This is a genomic window from Kribbella sp. NPDC059898 (genome assembly GCF_042730855.1).
In the GTDB taxonomy this organism is placed as follows: domain Bacteria; phylum Actinomycetota; class Actinomycetes; order Propionibacteriales; family Kribbellaceae; genus Kribbella.
In genome coordinates this window covers 335130-353564 of record NZ_JBHWKR010000009.1, presented here as the reverse complement: position 1 = coordinate 353564, position 18435 = coordinate 335130, and the positions used below count along the sequence as shown (strand labels likewise).

The window sequence follows — 18435 nt, the reverse complement described above, 5'->3', positions numbered from 1 at the left end:
AACGGTGAAGACCTACCACGCGGAGTCCGCGCGGGCCGGGATCGAGGCGGCCGCGGTGGCCGGCCTGTCCTGGGAGGACTTCGGACTGACGGCGATCGAGCTGCTGGAGCGGGCGATCCCGAACGACGGCATCTGCCTGGGGCCGGCCGGAGCTGAGCGCCCGGCACCGGGACGTGGTGGCGAAGACCGGGCTGCGGCACGAGATGCGCGGCACGATGCGATCCAGCGGCCGGATGTGGGGCTTCTACACGATCTACCGCGAGCTCGGGCGTACCGGGTTCTCCCCGGCCGAGGCCGGGTTCATGCACCGGCTCGAACCGGTGCTGACCCGTGGACTGCGACGCGGACTGATCACCGCCGAGGTTGAGCGGCAGGACAGCGGTGCGGCCGTCGTGATCGTCGACGCAACCGACCGGATCGTCTCTGCGACACCGGCCGCCGAGGAGCGGATCACCGACCTTGGTGGTGCGGTCTGGGACCGCCTGCCCGTGGCTGTCGCCATCGTGGTGTCAGCGGCGCGCGGCGTACCCGGACTGGCCACGCAAGTCCCTAGAATGCGGCTCCGCAGCCAGTCCGGCCAGTGGCTGACTGTTCACGCCGCCCAGGTCCGTGGGCCGAACGGGCTCACGCAGGACATCGCCGTGACGATCGAACCGGCCGGTGCGGCCGCGGTGATCCCGTTGATCGTCGCAGCGTACGGACTGACCGAACGGGAGCAGACCGTCGTACAGCACGTGCTGAGCGGCGCAGGCACGAACGAGATCGCGCGGCGTCTGAACCTGTCTCCTTACACCGTGCAGGACCACGTCAAGGCGGTGTTCGACAAGATGGGTGTGTCGTCACGAGGAGAGCTCACGTCACGGCTGTTCCTCGACCACTATGCCGGACGGCTCGGTCAGGACGTCGGAGCGGACGGGTGGTTCAGCGAAGGCTGACGAGGGGCTCCGGTCGGTGGACGCCTCGTGGGCGGTAGCCGAGCGCGTCTGACACGCCGAGGTAGTCGGACAGCAGCCAGATGATCGCCAGCCACATCTCCGTCCCCTGCAACCCCGGGATCGCCCGGTCGTCGGTCCCGTCCGGCGCGAACGCGAACCCGGCGCCGTCGACCCACCGCGGCAGGATCGCCCGCAGTTGCTGCTCGGCCCAGCGACGCCCCTCTGCCTCGCCGTACGACGTCTGCTTGCGCGCCAGCCACAGCGGGTGGATGACGTCGAGTACGTTGCAGGCGTTGTAGTTGTCGCCGGTGAACATCCGCTGATCGTTGCTGTGCGCAAGCACTGTGGCGACGGCCTGCTCGGGGTACGGCAGCGGGAGGCCGAACTGCGCGTACGTGCCGCGGGTCAGGCGGTAGAAACCGTTCACAATCTGGAGCAGGCCGTCGTCCGGATGCGGCGATCCCCACATCCCGGTCTTCGGGTCGACGCGGGTGTGCAGCCAGCCCATCAGCAGCTCGAGATGGCCCGGTACGCCGCCGTTCTGCAGCGCCAGCGCCGTACCGAGCGAGTCGATGCCGGAGCCCGCCGTCCAGGCTCTTCTTGCCCAGGGCAACTTGTCGAGTTCCGCGACCTCGAAGCTGGTGTCGATCGGGTGCTCGAAGTCGCTGCCGAGGAGGCGGAGCGCGTAGCCGACGCAGAGGATGTGATAGTTCGTAGGGCCTTCCAGGACAGTGATTTCGGACGTCGACGAGCGGAGGAGATCGACCAGGTCGTCGCGCGTGTGGCCGGCCGGGGTACGGCGTACCAGCAGGTCGGCGATCTCGACGGCGTCGCACCACGGGCGGATCTCCGGCGCGCGCTCCGGACCGGGACGGTCGACGAAGCGCGCGCCGTCCCAGCAGCGCGCGAGTACGTCGTCGGTCTGCGCGCGCGCCTTCGCGGCGAACGCGGTCAGCAGAGTGGGCAGATCACCTGACATGGATGCTCCTGTCCGCGAGCGGAGGACGCGAGCCGGGTTGCCGGCCGCGACCGAGTTGGCCGGGATGTTCCTGGTGACGACCGCGCCGGCGCCGATGATGCTGTGCGGGCCGACCGTGACGCCGTCCAGGATCGTCACGTTCGACCCGATCCAGACGTCGTCGCCGATCGTGATGCCGAGCGCGGTGTGCGGCTGCGTGAAGATCGGCTCGCCCGGCGCGGTGCCGTGGTTGAACGCGAGCAGCGACGTGTGCGCGCCGATCCGGACGCCGTCGCCGATCGTCACCACACCGCGGACGGCCGCGAACGGGTTGATCGTCGAGTCCGAGCCGAGCGTGATCCGCCCGGTGACGTAGGCGTGCGCGGCGATGTACGAACGCTCCCCCATCCGGAGGTCGTCGCAGTACACCGCCGCCGACTCCGCGACATACACGTCGGCGGCCAACGAGACCGACCCGCCGAGCCGCGCCTGCCGTTCGGACTGCCGGTCGCGCTCGGCGGCGGAGGCCTTCCGGGCGTACTCCCAGGGCAGGAAATCGAGGCGCAACGGCTCGTTCGGCAACATGGGAAAACGCTATCCAAATCTCCCGGTGAACGCTAGGCCGGGGAGGCCGCTGCTAATCTCCGGTCTGACATGAGCACTTTTCCGTCTGCGCGAGGGGTGGCCGGGCGATGACGACGAGCGGATCCACCGCGGACGGCGACGCCGGCACCGACGGCGCCGACGGCCCACCGAACGGCACGCGCCGCAGTCATCGCGTCACGATCAGCGATCTCGCCCGCCGGTTGCAGATCTCCAAGGCGTCGGTCTCGTACGCGCTGAACGGCCGCGCCGGCGTCAGCGAGGAGACCCGGCAGCGGGTGCTCGACCTGGCCGAGGAGCTCGGCTTCCACCCGAACTCCGCCGCGGTCGCGCTGTCCGCGAGCCGGACCCGGACGATCGGGATCGTGATCGCCCGGGACCCCACGCTGATCTCCACCGAGGCGTTCTACATGCGCACACTGGTTGGCATCGAGCAGTACCTGAACGAGGTCGACTCCTCGCTGCTGCTCCGGCTCACCGGCGAGCACGGCGAGGACCTCGACGTACTGCGGCGTTGGTCGCGCCAAGGCCGCGTCGACGGGTTCATCCTGTTCGACGAGCTCGAGGACGACCAGCGGATCCCGCTGCTGAAGGAACTCGGCGTACCGTGCGTCGTGGTCAGCTCGAACGAGCCGGACGACTCGGTCGGGCGATTGATCAGCTCGTCGTCGGAAACGGTCGACCTGATCCTGGACCACCTGGTCGGGCTCGGGCACACCGACATCGCGCACATCAGCGGGCCGTTCACGTTCATCCACGAGCGGTCGCGGGTGCAGACGCTGCACGAGGGCGGGGTGCGGCGCGGGATCACCGTGCGGCACGTCGAGGGCAGCTACCGGTACGACGACGGGGCCGAGCTCACCCGGCAACTGCTGACCGGGCCGAACCCGCCGACGGCGATCGTGCTGGGGAACGACCTGATGGCGGTCGCGGCGCTGCGGGTCGCGATGGATCTCGGTACGGCGGTGCCGGAGCAGGTGTCGGTGGTGGCGTGGGACGACTCGCCGCTGTGCGAGCTGGCGCGGCCGGGGATCACCGCGGTCGACCAGAAGACGATGGAGCGGGGGCGGGCGGCGGCGGATCTGCTGCTGCGGATCGTCACCGGCAACTCCACGCTGCACGAAGAGGCGCCGGCGGGCGCACTGCGGGTACGGGAGTCCTCCGGCCCCTCCCAGGTCACGAGGTCGTAACGAACACGCTTCTACTGAACCGGTTAGGGTTTCGAAACTTAACCGGTTAGGTCAGTATGGGGCCGATCCGCCCCCGCAGGTCCGCGGGGGCTCGCAACGGGACGAGGGAGTCCGACGTGAGACTGCGTTCGCTTGTAGCCGCGGTGGCTGCGACCGCCATGGGAGTCAGCCTGGCCGCCTGTGGTGGTGGCAGCAAGAACGACTCCTCCGGCGGCAGTTCCGGGGACCAGACGCTGACCTACTGGGCCAGCAACCAGGGCACCAGCCTGGACAACGACAAGGAGGTGCTGACCCCGGTCCTGCAGAAGTTCACCCAGGACACCGGCATCAAGGTCAACCTCGAGGTGATCGGCTGGAACGACCTGCAGACCCGGATCCAGACCGCGATCACCTCCGGCCAGGCGCCGGACGTGGTCAACATCGGCAACACCTGGGCCGCCTCGCTGCAGGCCACCGACGCGTTCCTGCCGTTCGACGGCGACGCGATGACCGCGATCGGTGGCAAGGACAAGTTCGTGCCGACGGCTCTGGCGACCGGCGGCAAGGAAGGCACCGACCCGACCTCGGTCCCGCTCTACGGTCTGGCCTACGGCCTGTACTACAACAAGGCGATGTTCGCCGCGGCCGGGCTGCAGCCGCCGAAGACCTGGGAGGACATGGTCACCGACGCCAAGAAGCTGACCATCCCGGGCAAGCAGTGGGGTATGGCGCTGGCGGCCGGCAGCTACACCGAGAACGTGCACTTCGCGTTCATCGACGCCGCGCAGAACAAGGCCGACTGGTTCGGCAGCGACGGCAAGCCGACGTTCACCGGTGACGGCAACGTCCAGGGCGTGCTGCGGTACCTCGACCTGATGCAGAAGGACAAGGTCGCGAACCCGTCGAACGCGCAGTACGACAACGGCACCAAGTCGGTGAACGACTTCGCGACGAAGAAGGTCGCGATGGTGATCAACCAGAACAACGCCGACTCCTCGATCGTCGCGAACGGGATGAAGGCCGGCGAGTACGGCGTCGTACCGTTCCCGGCGCCGTCCGGTGGCGAGCAGGTCGCCAGCCACGTCGCGGGCATCAACCTGTCGGTGTTCAAGAACACCAAGCACAAGGACGCGGCGCTGAAGTTCGTGAAGTACATGACCGACGCGACCACGCAGAGCACGCTGGACAAGCCGTTCTCCGCGCTGCCGGTGCTGAAGGACGCCAAGCCGAACTTCACCACCGACGCCGCCGAGGCCGCGACCTTCCAGGACATCTACAACACGAAGTCCAAGCCGCTGCCGCTGGTGCCGGCCGAGGACCAGTTCGAGAGCACCGTCGGCAAGGCGATGAACTCGATGTTCGCGAAGATCGCAACCGGCGGGACGGTGAGCGCCGACGACGTGAAGGCGGCGCTGAAGACCGCTGAGGACCAGGTGGCGGCGAGCAGCTGACGATGGCCGTCGCAACCGAGACCGCGGCTCCGGCGCAGACCAAGCGCCGGGGCCGCCCCGAGCACCGTCCGGGACTGAACCGGTGGCTGCCGTACGCACTGCTCGCCCCGGCGGTCCTGCTGGAACTGCTCATCCACATCATCCCGATGCTGGTCGGGATCTGGATGAGCTTCGTGAAGCTGACCAAGTTCTTCATCGCGAACTGGTCCTCCGCGCCCGGCGCCGGACTGAACAACTACAAGGTCGCGCTCGACTTCAACAACGCCGTCGGGCAGGGACTGCTGAAGTCCTTCGGCGTCACGATCGTGTTCTCGCTGGTCACGGTCGCGTTCTCGTGGGTGCTCGGGATGGCGGCCGCGGTCGCGTTGCAGCCCGAGTTCCGCGGCCGCGGCGCCGTACGGACGCTGTTCCTGGTGCCGTACGCGCTCCCGGCGTACGCCGGAATCCTGACCTGGAACTTCATGCTCCAGCGGGACACCGGGGCGGTGAACCACGTCCTGCACCAGCTGCACCTGAGCGACGGCAAGACGTTCTGGCTGATCGGCGGCAACGCGCTGGTCGCACTGATCACGGTGGCCGGGTGGAAGCTGTGGACGTTCGCGTTCCTCACCCTGATGGCCGGCATGCAGAGCATCCCGCGGGACCTGTACGAGGCCGCGTCGGTGGACGGCGCCGGCAACATCCGGCAGTGGCGCAACATCACGCTGCCGTCGCTGCGTCCGGTGAACCTCGTGCTGGTGCTTGTGCTGTTCCTGTGGACGTTCAGCGACTTCAACACGCCGTACGTGCTGTTCGGTACGGCACAGCCGCCGGCCGGTGACCTGATCACGTTCCACATCTACAACGCGTCGTTCCTGACCTGGAACTTCGGTACCGGTGCGGCGATGTCCGTGCTGCTGCTGATCTTCCTGATGATCGTCACCGGCATTTATCTGCTCGTCACCGGAAGGAGGACGCGTCGTGCGTGAGACCAGAGGCTTCAAGATCTACCGCGGCGTCACGCTGACCGTGCTCGGGCTGTTCGTGCTGGTCCCGCTGTACGTGATGGTCACGTCGTCGCTGAAACCGCTGAAGGACGTGCAGGGCGCGTTCACCTGGTGGCCGTCGAACCTCACTCTGGCGCCGTTCGTGGACATGTGGAAGACGGTGCCGCTGGCGAAGTACTTCGTGAACTCGACGATCGTGTCGGTGTCGGCGACGGTGTTCTCGGTGGCGATCGCCATTCTGGCCGCGTTCGCGGTGTCGCGGTTCAAGTTCCGCGGGCGGACGGTGTTCACCACGACGGTGCTGTCCACCCAGATGTTCCCGGGCGTGCTGTTCCTGCTGCCGCTGTTCCTGATCTTCGTGAACATCAACAACTCGTTCGGGCTGCAGCTGGTCGGGACGCGGCTCGGGCTGATCATCACGTACCTGACGTTCAGCCTGCCGTTCTCGATCTGGATGCTGGCCGGGTACTTCGACAGCATCCCGCGCGAGCTCGACGAGGCCGCACTCGTGGACGGGTGCGGTCCGATGGGCGCGCTCTGGCGGGTCGTCCTGCCGGCCGCGCGGCCCGGGGTGATCGCCGTGGCGATCTACTCGTTCATGACCGCGTGGGGCGAGGTCCTGTTCGCGTCGGTGATGACCACCGAGGCGAACCGGACACTGTCGGTCGGGCTGCGGCAGTACTCGACGCAGACCAACATCTACTGGAACCAGATCATGGCCGCCGCCCTGGTGGTCAGCGTTCCCGTCGTCATCGGCTTCCTGCTCGCACAACGCCACTTCGTCGCCGGCGTCACCGCGGGCGCGGTCAAGTAAACAGCTTGTCGCCCCAGAACCCACCCGGCTGCACGCCGGGTGGGCAGGCGAAGATGCCACTGCCTACGTGATGGATGTACTCGTTCATCTTGTCGTTCTTGGCCAGCTGGTTCTGGATCGGGATGAACTGTTTGCGCGGGTCGCGCTGGTAGGCGAGGAAGAACAGGCCGGCGTCCAGGCGGCCCAGGCCGTCGGAGCCGTCGACGAAGTTGTAGCCGCGGCGGAGGAGTTCGGCGCCGTTGTTGAAGTCCGGATGCGCGAGCCGGACGTGCGAGTCGGCCGGCACCTTCGGTTCGCCGTCGGAGTTCTTCGCGGCGAAGTCGATCGCGTCGAACTCGTCCGCCTTGCCGAGCGGGGCGCCGGTGCCCTTGCCGCGGCCGACGACCGCCTCCTGCTCGCCGAGCGACGTACGGTCCCAGATCTCGATGTTCATCCGGATCCGGCGCGACACCAGGTACGAGCCGCCGACCATCCAGTCGGGGCCGTCCTCGGGCTGCACCCAGAGCTGCTGCTCGAGCTTGGCGGCGTCCTCGAGTTTGAGGTTGTTCGTGCCGTCCTTGAAGCCGAACAGGTTCCGCGGGGTGGCCTGGGCGCGGGACGTCGACGACGTCCGGCCGAAGCCGAGCTGGGAGTAGCGGACGACCGTACGGCCGAAGCCGATCCGGGCGAGGTTGCGGATCGCGTGCACCGCGACCTGGGGGTCGTCGGAGCAGGCCTGTACGGCGATGTCGCCGTACGAGCGGGCTTCCTCGAGGTCGTCGCCGATGAAGTGCGGGAGGTCGACGAGGGCCTTCGGGCGTTTCGCGGCGAGGCCGAAGCGCTGGTCGAACAGGGACGGGCCGAAGCCGACGGTGATCGTCAGGTGCGCCGGCGGCAGGCCGACGGCCTCGCCGGTGTCCTCCGGGGGTGCCTCGTCCGGGCCGTTCACGGCGCCGTACTGGCCGATGTCGCGACCGGCGGTGAGGAGCGCGGCCGCGGCGGTCCATTCCTTGAGCAGCGCGATCAGCTCTTCGCGCTTGGTCGTCGTCACGTCGAACGCCGCGAAGTGCAGCCGATCCTGCACCGGCGTGGTGATCCCCGCCTGATGCGGCCCATGAAACTCCACTGGCCCGTTGTTGTCCGCCGCCTGTGACTTGTCGGTCGCGAGCGCCGAGTGCGCGGCGTATCCGGCGACCCCGGTGGCAACAGCAGCACCCGCGGCCCCGAACAGGCCGCGCCTCGAAATCCCCTTACCGTCGGTCATTTCTTTGCGATTACTCCGGCTACCTGGCTGACCGGTTCGGCGAGGCCGTCCACTACGGCGCCGAGGGCCTTCTTTTCGGGCTCCGACGCGGTGTAGGGCTTGAAGCCGTCGCCGGTGCGGTACTTGTCGAGGGCGGTGAAGACTGCCTTGAAGTTCGTGTCGAGCTGGGTGACGAGGGCCGCGTCGCGGGTCTGCAGGGCGGGGCGGAGGGCCTGGATCGCCGCCTGGGAGCCTTCGACGTTCGCCTGGAAGTCCCACAGGTCGGTGTGCGAGTAGCGGTCCTCCTCGCCGGTGACCTTGCCGCGGGCTACCTCGTCGAGGAGTTCCTTGGCCCCGTTCGCCATCTGCAGCGGGTTGAACTTCACGGCCTTCGCCTTCGCCACGACCGTCTTCACGTCGGTGAGCAGCTGGTCGGCGTACTTCTCCATGCCCTTGGTGCTGTTGGAGACCCAGAGCGCCTGCTCGATCCGGTGGTACCCGGTCCACTCGGTGCCGGGCTCGACGTCGTTCACCCGGGCGTCGATCTTCGGATCGAGGTTGCCGAACGACTCCGCGACCGGCTCGATCCGCTCCCAGTACGTCCGTGACACCGGGTACAGCGCCTTCGCCTTCGCCACGTCGCCGGCCTTCACCGCGGCGGTGAACTCGGCCGTCTTCTGCTCCAGCGCGACCGCCTGCGAGTTCACGTACCGCTGGTAGCTCTCGGTCGCCTGCTTCAGCGCTGCGTCCTCGGACGTCTGCGCGGGCGCGTCACCGGTGACGGTCAGGTCGCCGCGGATGCCGTCGCCGACCATCCCGGGCTTGCAGACCGCCTGGTACTTCCCGGTCGGCAGCTCGACGATCAGGTCCCGCTTCAGCCCGGGGCCGATGTTCTCGACCTCGCCCATCACCCGGTCGCCGTCGGCGTACACGTAGAACTCGGTGATCTTGCTGCCGCCGTTCGAGATCGAGAACGTACTCGTCCCGGACTTCACGTCCCGGCGGCTGAGGTCGCAGGCCGAGTCGGACGCCTTCACCGACACCGGACCGGTGCCGTCGTCCTTCGCGGCCGGCTCGTTCTTCGCACACGCGGACAGCGCGGCGAGACCGATGACGGCACCAACGATCGAGGCCTTGCGGCCGAATGACGCAGACATGTTTCTCCTGAGGTTCAGGCCGCTTTGTGGGCGGTCGTCGCCGGCACGGCAGGCGGGGTGGAACTCTTCACCGGGCGGAAGTACAGGAACAGCACCGGCACGAGATAGACGACCCAGGCGGTCGCTTCCAGCACGGTCGGTGCCGGGTTGAAGTTGAAGATGCCCTTCAGCAGTACGCCGTACCAGCTGGCCGGCGGGATCACGTGCGAGACGTCGAACGCGAGATGGCCGATCCCGGGCAGGATGCCGGCCTCCTGCAGGTCGTGGAAGCCGTACGCGAAGATGCCGGCCGCGACCAGCACCAGCACCGCACCGGTCCACTTGAAGAACACCGCGAGGTTGACCTTCACCGCGCCCTTGTAGATCGCGATCCCGAGCAGCACCGAGGTGGCGAGGCCGAGCAGTACACCGATCAGCGGTACGGCGGTGGTCGCGGTGGCGGCGGACGCGTACACGATGAACGCGGTCTCGATGCTCTCCCGGAAGACCGCGAGGAAGGCCAGGATGACGACCGCGCGGGAGCCGACCTCGAGCGCCTGGCCCATCCGGTCGCGGAGCTCCTTGGCGATGCTCCGGGACGCCTTGCGCATCCAGAAGATCATCCAGGTGACGAAGCCGACCGCGAGGATCGACATCACGCCGCCGACGGTCTCCTGGGTGGTGAACGACTTCGCGGTCAGCGCGGTGACGAACTGCAGCAGGCCCCAGGCGGCGGCCGCCACGGCGAGGGCCGTGGCGACACCGATCCAGACCAGTTTGAGCCGATCCCGATGCCCGGACTTGACCAGGAACGTCGCGAGGATGCTGACCACCAGCGACGCCTCGAGTCCTTCACGCAGACCGATCAGATAGTTCGCGAGCATGGCGGGAGACCTTCGTCTTCTTAGGTACGGCTAACCTTGATGAGGTTAGCCTAAGAAGTCCCATTCGCCTACCGTGACGTACGCCGCACTGTGGCCCGGGCCCTCGCCCAGCCGGGACTCGATCAGCTGCAGACTGCCCGCGGTCCACGCCGGGCCCTGGTAGTTCTCGAAGATCCGCACCCACTTGGTCACGTCCAACTGCCGGCGCAGCCGCGCGAGCGTCAGGTGCGGCGTGAACTTGCGTCCCTCGACCTCGACCCCGGCCCGGTTGGCCGCGGCGCGGGTGGTCGTCGACAGGTGTTTGAGTGACTCGCTGTCGTCGCGGACCCCGGCGTACAGCACCCGGGCATCCGGTACGCCGGGGAACGCGCCGGCTCCGGCGATCTCCAACTCGAACGGCCGCTGCCGTCCCGCGGCCCGCTCCAGCCGCTCCTCCAGCTCCTCGGTCTTCCAGTCCGGTACGTCGCCGAGGAACGCCAGCGTGATGTGCCAGTGCTCGTCCGACGCCCAGCGGATGTCGTCGTCCGGATGCTCCCGGCGGGGCTCGACGAACTTGCTCAGATCCTCCACAACCTCGTTTGGTGGCACCACGGCCACGAACAATCGCATCCGAAAATGCTAGCGGTGGTGGAAACTGCATTTCATGGAGCTCAAGTTGCCCGCGCCGTGTCTGGTGATCCTGGCCGGTCCCGGGGCGGCGGGGAAGTCGACGTGGGCCGCTGAGCACTTCGCGCCGGAGTTGATCGTTTCCAGTGATCGGTTGCGGGCGCTGGTGGGGTCCGGCGAGGACGACATCGCCGCCAGTACGGACGCTTTCGCGTTGCTGGAGGAGGTGGTGGAGCAACGAATCGGCCGCCGGTTGACGACTGTGATCGACACCCTGGGACTGGATCGGGAACGGCGGGTGCGCTGGTTGGCGGCGGCGCGGGATGCGGGGATGGCATGTGTCGCGGTGGCGTTCGACACGCCGGCCGACGAGTGCCGGCGGCGGAACCGGGAGCGGGCGGAGAAGCGGATTCCGGCCGACGTGCTGACCTCGCAGTTGCGGGCGTGGCGGGGCGTCAAGGGCGAACTCGCGGGTGAGGGGTACGACGACCTACTCGAGCCGGCCGCGGCGCGGGTCGTGCCGACGGCGTTCGTCGAGTCGGGGGCGGCGCGGGCGCGGCAGTCGGAGGCGCCGGTGGGGTTGCGGTTCGGGCTGCAGCTGAGCTCGTACACGCACAAGGGGCCGACGGCGGAGTGGATCCGGGAGGTCGCGGGGCGGGCCGAGGCGGCTGGGTTCGACGCGATCTACGTGATGGACCACTTCCGGCAGATTCCGCAGGTGGGGCGGGCCTGGGAGGACTTCCTGGAGAGCTGGACGACGCTCGGGTATCTCGCGGCGTGTACGACGCGGGTTCGGCTGGGCACGTTGGTTTCGGGGATCACGTACCGGAATGTCGCGCATCTGGGGAAGATCGCGGCGACGCTCGACGTGTTGAGTGGTGGGAGGGCCGTGTGTGGGGTCGGGCTGGCGTGGTTCGAGGCCGAGCACAAGGCGTACGGGTGGACGTTTCCGTCGGTGAGTGAACGGTATGCGCTGCTGGAGGATGCGTTGCAGCTGCTGCCCGTTTTATGGGGACCGGGCAACAAACCCTTCCACGGCAAAGTGCTCGACGTACCGGACACCACTTGTTATCCGCGTCCCCTGCAAGAGCATTTGCCTTTGCTGGTTGGTGGGAGCGGGCCCAGGACCCTCCGGCTGGCAAGCCGCTACGCGGATGCGGTGAACGTCTTCGGCGACGTGGCCGCAGTACGCGAACGAGCAAAGCAGCTGAGGAAACCGATCGAACTCACGCACCTCTCGACGACGCTGGTAGGAAAGGACGGCAACCAGCTCGACCAGTTGATCCGTACCCTCCGCCCGCGCAACGTCAACCCGGAGAAGTACGCCGCAACCGTCAACGCGGGAACGGTCGACGACCAGATCGGGCGGTTCCGGGAACTGTCCGAGGCCGGGGTGTCCGAGGTGATGCTCAGCCTCCCCGACCTCGAGACCGTCGAGGTCGTCGCCGACGTGATCTCAGCCTTCCGGATGTAGACAGCAGGTCATGGGACCGTCAGACAGGTGGCTGGAATCCTGGCAGCTTCCCCTCGCCGCCGCAGGTTCGGCACTCCTCGAGGACCCATGCGGTAGCGGCCGGCCCGGACGGCTGGTTGCCTTGCATGTGGACGATCCCGCGAGCAACGCGGATACCACCGCTGCCCTCACATGTCGGGCAGATCGTGTTTATCGTCCCCGGTTCGTCCACCCTGATCCTCCACACTGCGGACACGGATACTGCACGTTCTCAGTCGTCATCTTGCCGTTCTTCATCCGCGCCTCCCGCTTGTGTTTCCACCCCGTACCTCTGCACGACGGGCAGACCTGCTGCGGTGGCCGGTTGTCTCTCGGCATCTCGTCTCCTTCGATCGTAGCTCAGCAGTTGGTACGGCGGGGCGGCGCGGATGCAGGGGTCAGCACGCCGCCCCACCGGGTCTACAGTTGGCCCGCCTCTTCGCGGTACAGGTCCGCGAGCTCGCGTAGGCGGCTGACGTCGAGGCTCGCAGCCTCGGTCTTGTCTACGAGCCGGTCGGCGTGGAACGCCGCACAGTCCATGCCGTCGTTGAACCCCGCGTCGTACCCGCGCGCCCACGGCGACCAGCGCTTCCGTACGACGAGCCAGAAGTAGACGCGATCCGGCAGCAACCTACGCATCAAGCCACTCAGCCCCCCGTCGCGTCGCGGTGGCAGCCGCGGTGCCACCTGAGCACGCACAGCGCCGCGGTCTCCGGGTGCACGCCGTCGCACGGTTCGTTCGCGATCTCCTGTGCCGATCGCATCTCTGGCCACCGGTCACCGTCGGGAACCGGTGCCGGCGGTAGTCGCGGTGCTTCCCCCCTGTCCACTCAACCCCGTCACTCATGGTCACAGGCTGCCGCGTTCCACGCCCGTCGGCGACAGTTCCCGCGTATCCCTCCGCATCGGAAGACAGGGATACGCACATGGGTAACACTGGGGACATGACGTTCGGGAGCCGACTCCGTGAATACCGTAACCATCGCGGGTGGTCACTGGCGGATCTCGCTCGGGCTACAAACTTCAGCCGTAGCTACCTCTCGAACGTGGAGAACGGGCGCAAGATGCCCACCGAGCACCTCGCCCGTGCTTGTGACGCAGCGCTCCGCGCCAAAGGCGCTCTCATCGTGGCCGCGAAGGGCGCCGACGTTCTCCGGCTGGAGCAGATGCCTTGGCAGACGGCCGAACTCGTTCACCGTATGCGCGCCAGCGACACGACCACCGACACCCTGGAAGTCCTGCACTCCACGGTCCAAGAGCTGTGCTGTCAATACAATCGCCGCGACGCCCTGGAGCTTCGCCAGGAGGCTCACGAGTGGTTGAAACGGGTTTCAGCCCTGCTCAGCCGCCCCGTTGGCCTGAAGGCTCATCAGGAGCTATTGGTGGCCGCGGGCTACCTCGCGCTCCTCGCCGGATGCGTCGAATACGACCTCGGCCTCATGACCGCCGCCGAGTCGACCCGAATTGCCGCGCAACAGCTCGGCGAAGAGGCCGGCCACCCGGAAATTGTTGGCTGGGGCCATGAAATGACAGCATGGTTCGCGCTCACGCAAGGTCGGTTTCCCCAGGCGGTCGCCGCCGCTCGCCGCGGTCAGGCAGCAGCGGGTACGTCGAGCGTGCACGTCCAGCTCATCGCCCAGGAGGCCAAGGCCCGCGCTCGTCTCGGTGAATCCGGGTTGGCGGATCTTCTTGCTGAGGGTCGCGCGATGCTCGACGGCATGCCGTATCCCGACCGCCCGGACAACCATTTCAAGATCGACCCCGCGAAATGGGACTACTACGCGATGGACGTCCACCGGATGGCGGGAGACGACGACCTCGCCGGCGATTACGCACGTGCGGTCATCCGCGACAACACCGCGCCCGACGGCACCGAGCTGAGCCCGATGCGGATTGCCGAGAGTCGCCTTACCCTCGCGTTCGTGGCCGGCCGCGACGGCGATCTGGAGCAGGCCGTCAACCTCGGTCGCGAAGGGCTGAAGGCCGGTCGCCAGAGTCGCGTGCACCTCTACATGGTGGCCCACGAACTGAACCACGAACTGCGAAGCCGATACGCCGGCGAAGCACTTGTACGGGACTTCGGCGAGTCACTCCGCACAGGCTGACTGCCTGCCGACAAGCTCGATCTCAACACACCGAGGTCGGCGGCAGGCGACGGGCTTCCGGCCGATCACCGTAGCCGACCACCTCTCTGAATCCCTTCTTTTCTTTGCTCTTGTTCTTTGGTCTTCCCTTCCTTTGCCTTTGTCTTCAGCGTTTCGGGTGTACGTCCAGCTTCAGCAGCGCGTTCTCGAGTAGCTCCGGCATTGCCGGGTGGATCCAGTACTGGCCGCGGGCCATCGTGTAGGCGTCGAGGCCGAAGCTCATCGCCTGGATGACCGGCTGGATCACGGTCGGCGCCTGCGGGCCGATGATGTGGCAGCCGATGATCTGCCCGGTTGCGCGGTCGGCGATGACCTTGGCGAAGCCGGTGGTGTCCTCCATGGCCCAGCCGTAGGCGATGTCGGCGTACCGCTGGATCGCTGTCACATAAGGGATCCCGCGTTCCTGTGCCTGCTGCTCGGTGAGCCCGACGGAGGCGATCTGGGGTGAGCTGAAGACCGCGTGCGGGACGAAGCGGTGGTCGGACTCGATCCGGTCGTCGGGGTTCAGCAGGTTGTGCTTCACCACCCTGGCCTCGTGGTTCGCGACGTGCTTCAGCTGGTGCGGGTTCGTCACGTCGCCGAGCGCGTAGATGCCCTCGACGTTCGTCTCCTGGTATTTGTCGACCACCACGCGGCCGGCGCTGTCGACGTCGACGCCGGTCGCGGCGAGGTTCAGCAGGTCCGAGTTCGGTTCGCGGCCGACCGCGATCAGCAGTTCGTCGACGACCAGTTCGTCGGTGCCGTCCGGGTGCAGCATCTTGATCCGTACCGTGCCGTCGTCCTGCCGCGAGACGTGCACGGTCTCGTGGTTCAGCCGTACGTCGTACTTCTGCCGCGCGATCTCCGTGTACCGCGCGGCCACCTCGGCGTCCTCGGACCGGAGCAGCTCCGCGGACCGGGCCACGATCGTCACCTCGACGCCGAACGCCCCGAACACGTGCGCGAACTCGGCCGCGACGAACCCGCTGCCGATGATCGCGATCCGGCGCGGCAGCTCGTCGAGCCGCATGATCGTGTTCGAGGTGTGGTACCCGGTCTCCTCGAGCCCTGGGATCGGCGGGACGATCGGCCGGCTGCCCGTCGCGATCACGAACCGCTCGCCGCCGAACACGCTGGTCGACCCGTCCTTGTTGTCGACCGTCAGCTCCTTGAACCCGGTGAACCGCCCGGTCCCGTCGTACATGTGCACGTTCGCGTTGTCCGCGTTGTGGTGCCGGTACTCGGAGCCGCCGGCGGAGATCGGGTCGATCCGGCCGAAGATCCGGTCCCGTACGTCGGTCCAGCGGACGTCCAGCAGCTGCTCGTCGACGCCGTACCGCGAGCTCACCGCCGGGGTCGCGGCGACGTCGGCGGCGTGCACGAACATCTTGGTCGGGATGCAGCCGAAGTTCAGGCAGGTGCCGCCGAACGTCCCGCGCTCGACGATCGCCACCTTCCGGTCCGCGAACCGCCGGTTCACGATCGTGTTCCCAGAGCCGGTCCCGATGACGACGAGGTCGTAAGTGGTCACACCCCATTGTGCGCGTTACCTGCAATCGACCCGCTCACCAGGGAGAATGGGTAGGTGGCAGGTGGTGAGCTGGCGAGCATGAACGGCACGGTGGTCTGGGACGGCGTCGGGACCCTACGGATCCGGTACGACCGGACGCCGACGGGGCTCGAACCGATGGCCGGCTCGCTGTTCGCGCGCTTGGGCGAACGGGTGCTGCCGGTCGAGGCGCTGCAGTCGGTCGAGGTGGCCGGGGACGGGCTGCGGTTCGTGCTCCGCGACGGGGCCGATCCGCTGCAGGCGGTCAGCGGTGTGGAGGTCCTTGGCGACCTGTACGACTTCCCGGGGGCCGATCCCGCGCTCGCGGAGCGGGTCGCCGGCGAGATCCGCCGTACGCTCTCCCGCCGCGACGTACCGGCGGCCGCCGCGCGCTGGTTGCTCGCCCCGCCGCCCGCGCCGGACCGGATCGCCGGGCGGGACGCGACGTTGTCGGTGGCGAACGGGCAGCTCACGTTCACCTACGAGCGCCGCGCCGGGCGCCGGAAGAAGGCGCACGGCAACCCGTGGTCGGTGCGGCTGGACACGATCCTCGACGTGCGGTGGCGCCCGGAACAGGGCGGGCTCGGCGGCCGCGGCTACCTGCGGATCGGTACCGACCGGACGCCGCTCGACCGGCCGAAGCCGAAGCACGACCCGGCCGCGATGGTCAGCGCCCGCGGCGCCGACCTCGACGTACTGTTCTTCGCCGCCCGCCTGCTGACCCGGATCCGCCCTTAGGCCACCCGAGGGCTCGTCGGGGCCGCGTCCACAGCCGCCTTGTCGGCGAGCAGTTCGGTCTGGGGCAGTACTTCGAGGTGCGGGCGCGGGAGCAGCCGCGGGCGGATCGAGAGGCCACGCTTGCGGGAGAAGTACAGCACCGACCCGACGGCACCGACCACGGTCAGCCCGCCGCCGACGATCAGCGACCAGCGGGCGCCCATCGTCTGGCCGACCCACCCGATGAACGGGCCGCCGATCGGCGTACCACCCATCAGCAGCGTCATGTACAGCGCCATCACCCGGCCGCGCATGGTCGGCTCGATGCTCAGCTGCATGGTCGCGTTCGCCGAGGTCAGCATGGTCAGCGAGGTCAGCCCGACCAGCGGCAGCACCAGCGCGAACGTCAGGTACGTCGGCATCAGCGCGCTGACGATCTCGAACAACCCGAACAGCACCGCCGCGCCGATCACCAGCCGGGCCCGGATCCGCACCCGGCGGGCGGCCAGCAGCGCGCCGGACAGCGACCCGATCGCGAGCACCGACCCGAGCAGGCCGTACTCCCCCGCGCCCTTGTGGAACGCCTCGGTCGCCATCAGCGCCGACGTCATCTGGAAGTTCAGCCCGAAGGTCCCGGCGAAGAACACCGTGACCAGCACCATCATCAGCTCCGGCCGCCGCCACAGGTATCGCATGCCGTCCCGGATCATGCCCTTCTCGCGGGCCGCGGGCTTCGGCGTGTACAGCTCGGCGACGCGCATCATCCGCAGCGACACGATCACCGCGATGTAGGTGAACGCGTTGACCATGATCACCGGGCCGGTGCCGATCCAGCTGATCAGCACACCGGCCAGCGCCGGGCCGAACAGGCGGGCCGCGTTGAACGAGGCCGAGTTCAGCCCGACCGCGTTGGCCAGCTCGTCCCGGCCGACCATCTCGACCACGAACGCCTGCCGGGCCGGCGCGTCGAACGCCGTACCGACACCGAACAGCAGCGCGAGCAGGAACACATGCCACGGCTGGACGACGCCGACGACGGTCAGACCGCCGAGGATCAGCGCGACGAAGCCCATCGCGATCTGGGTGTAGGTCAGCAGCTGCCGCTTGGGCATCCGGTCGGCCAGGACCCCGGCGTACGGACCGAGGATCAGGGCGGGCAGGAACTGCAGGCCGGTGACGATGCCGAGCGCGGCACCGGAGTGGGTCAGCTCCAGGACCAGCCAGTCCTGGGCGACGCGCTGCATCCAGGTGCCGACGTTCGAGACGATCGCGCCGGAGGCGTAGAGCCGGAAGTTGCGGACTTTGAAGGCGGCGAACGTGGGGCTCATCGAGCCGCCAGTCGTTCGAGAACAGGTGCTGCCTTGCGCAGGATGTCGCGCTCCTCGGGGGTCAGTTGCTTCAGTTTGGTCTGCAGCCACTCGTCGCGGCGCCGGCGGTTCGCCAGGATCAGCTCGTCGGCGCGGCCGGTCAGCTCGACCACGATCTGCCGCTTGTCGGTCGGGTGCGGGCGGCGGACCACCAGGCCCGCCTCCTCCATGTTGGTGACGATCCGCGTCATCGACGGCGGCTTGACCTGCTCGTGGGCGGCCAGCTCGCCGATCGTCATCGCGTCGTGCTTGGACAGCGCGCCGAGCACGCTGAGCTGGTTCGCGGTGAGGTCGTGACCGGGCTCGCGCTGCCGGCGGATCTGCCGGGACAGCCGCAGCGTCGACGACCGCAGGGCGCTCGCCAGTCCGACGTCACTCTTCACCTGCTGCGCTACGACCTCGGGCATGTCTTTACCTTAACTC

The 18435-nt window shown here is 68.0% G+C and carries 17 protein-coding genes; 8 read left to right on the top strand and 9 right to left on the bottom strand.

Going from position 1 to position 18435, the window contains the following annotated elements; translation table 11 throughout:
- Positions 1–176: 176 nt before the first annotated feature.
- Positions 177–935 carry a response regulator transcription factor gene (locus tag ACFV9C_RS27960; RefSeq protein WP_380198263.1) on the top strand — a complete coding sequence of 253 codons (759 nt, stop codon included), beginning with the start codon at positions 177–179 and terminating at the stop codon, positions 933–935.
- Here the strand turns inward: ACFV9C_RS27960 and ACFV9C_RS27955 are convergent.
- Positions 922–2478 (bottom strand): acyltransferase, encoded by a 1557-nt coding sequence (locus ACFV9C_RS27955; protein ID WP_380198262.1) that lies wholly within the window; start codon positions 2476–2478, stop codon positions 922–924. The genes ACFV9C_RS27960 and ACFV9C_RS27955 overlap by 14 nt on opposite strands.
- 107 nt (positions 2479–2585) lie before the next feature.
- Here ACFV9C_RS27955 and ACFV9C_RS27950 point away from each other — a divergent pair, with 107 nt between their 5' ends.
- The 4 genes from ACFV9C_RS27950 to ACFV9C_RS27935 all read left to right on the top strand — a co-directional run bounded on the left by ACFV9C_RS27950 (position 2586) and on the right by ACFV9C_RS27935 (position 6916).
- Complete coding sequence (locus ACFV9C_RS27950) at positions 2586–3686, top strand: LacI family DNA-binding transcriptional regulator (RefSeq protein WP_380198261.1); 1101 nt, start codon at positions 2586–2588, stop codon at positions 3684–3686.
- Between the two features lie 116 nt (positions 3687–3802).
- Positions 3803–5116, top strand: a complete 1314-nt coding sequence (locus tag ACFV9C_RS27945; RefSeq protein WP_380198260.1) for an ABC transporter substrate-binding protein — start codon at positions 3803–3805, stop codon at positions 5114–5116.
- Between the two features lie 2 nt (positions 5117–5118).
- Entirely contained in the window at positions 5119–6084 is a 966-nt protein-coding gene (locus ACFV9C_RS27940; RefSeq protein ID WP_380198259.1) for a carbohydrate ABC transporter permease, read from the top strand.
- On the top strand, positions 6077–6916 hold the full coding sequence (locus ACFV9C_RS27935) for a carbohydrate ABC transporter permease (protein WP_380198257.1): 840 nt from the start codon (positions 6077–6079) through the stop codon (positions 6914–6916). The genes ACFV9C_RS27940 and ACFV9C_RS27935 overlap by 8 nt, the downstream gene beginning before the upstream one ends.
- On the opposite strand, the gene efeB is transcribed toward ACFV9C_RS27935, so the two are convergent.
- From efeB to thpR, 4 genes are read right to left on the bottom strand one after another with little or no spacing between them, the layout of a single operon-like run.
- On the bottom strand, positions 6909–8159 hold the full coding sequence (efeB, locus tag ACFV9C_RS27930) for an iron uptake transporter deferrochelatase/peroxidase subunit (RefSeq protein ID WP_380198255.1): 1251 nt from the start codon (positions 8157–8159) through the stop codon (positions 6909–6911). The two genes, ACFV9C_RS27935 and efeB, sit on opposite strands and share 8 nt — an antisense overlap.
- Positions 8156–9295, bottom strand: coding sequence for an iron uptake system protein EfeO (gene efeO, locus ACFV9C_RS27925; protein WP_380198254.1), 1140 nt, complete (start codon positions 9293–9295; stop codon positions 8156–8158). Before efeO ends, efeB begins: the two co-directional genes overlap by 4 nt.
- A gap of 14 nt (positions 9296–9309) precedes the next feature.
- Positions 9310–10158 (bottom strand): iron uptake transporter permease EfeU, encoded by an 849-nt coding sequence (efeU, locus tag ACFV9C_RS27920; protein ID WP_380198252.1) that lies wholly within the window; start codon positions 10156–10158, stop codon positions 9310–9312.
- Between the two features lie 45 nt (positions 10159–10203).
- A complete protein-coding gene (gene thpR / locus ACFV9C_RS27915) occupies positions 10204–10767 on the bottom strand; it encodes an RNA 2',3'-cyclic phosphodiesterase (RefSeq protein ID WP_380198250.1) in 564 nt (187 codons plus the stop codon).
- A gap of 34 nt (positions 10768–10801) precedes the next feature.
- Here thpR and ACFV9C_RS27910 point away from each other — a divergent pair, with 34 nt between their 5' ends.
- Complete coding sequence (locus ACFV9C_RS27910) at positions 10802–12238, top strand: LLM class flavin-dependent oxidoreductase (protein WP_380198248.1); 1437 nt, start codon at positions 10802–10804, stop codon at positions 12236–12238.
- 438 nt (positions 12239–12676) lie between these two features.
- Here the strand turns inward: ACFV9C_RS27910 and ACFV9C_RS27905 are convergent, their stop codons facing one another.
- Positions 12677–12895: a hypothetical protein gene (locus ACFV9C_RS27905; protein ID WP_380198246.1), complete on the bottom strand. Its 219-nt coding sequence runs from the start codon at positions 12893–12895 to the stop codon at positions 12677–12679.
- Positions 12896–13182: 287 nt separating this feature from the next.
- Between ACFV9C_RS27905 and ACFV9C_RS27900 the strand changes: the two genes are divergently transcribed.
- Positions 13183–14361, top strand: a complete 1179-nt coding sequence (locus ACFV9C_RS27900) for a helix-turn-helix domain-containing protein (protein WP_380198244.1) — start codon at positions 13183–13185, stop codon at positions 14359–14361.
- A 145-nt stretch (positions 14362–14506) separates the two neighbouring features.
- On the opposite strand, the gene ACFV9C_RS27895 is transcribed toward ACFV9C_RS27900, so the two are convergent.
- Positions 14507–15910 (bottom strand): mycothione reductase, encoded by a 1404-nt coding sequence (locus tag ACFV9C_RS27895; RefSeq protein WP_380198242.1) that lies wholly within the window; start codon positions 15908–15910, stop codon positions 14507–14509.
- Between the two features lie 54 nt (positions 15911–15964).
- Here ACFV9C_RS27895 and ACFV9C_RS27890 point away from each other — a divergent pair, with 54 nt between their 5' ends.
- On the top strand, positions 15965–16666 hold the full coding sequence (locus ACFV9C_RS27890; RefSeq protein ID WP_380198240.1) for a DUF4429 domain-containing protein: 702 nt from the start codon (positions 15965–15967) through the stop codon (positions 16664–16666).
- Here ACFV9C_RS27890 and ACFV9C_RS27885 read toward each other — a convergent pair.
- Together ACFV9C_RS27885 and ACFV9C_RS27880 are read right to left on the bottom strand one after the other, a co-directional pair.
- Entirely contained in the window at positions 16663–17973 is a 1311-nt protein-coding gene (locus ACFV9C_RS27885) for an MFS transporter (protein WP_380198238.1), read from the bottom strand. The two genes, ACFV9C_RS27890 and ACFV9C_RS27885, sit on opposite strands and share 4 nt — an antisense overlap.
- On the bottom strand, positions 17970–18419 hold the full coding sequence (locus ACFV9C_RS27880; RefSeq protein WP_380198237.1) for a MarR family winged helix-turn-helix transcriptional regulator: 450 nt from the start codon (positions 18417–18419) through the stop codon (positions 17970–17972). The genes ACFV9C_RS27885 and ACFV9C_RS27880 overlap by 4 nt, the downstream gene beginning before the upstream one ends.
- Positions 18420–18435 lie beyond the last annotated feature (16 nt).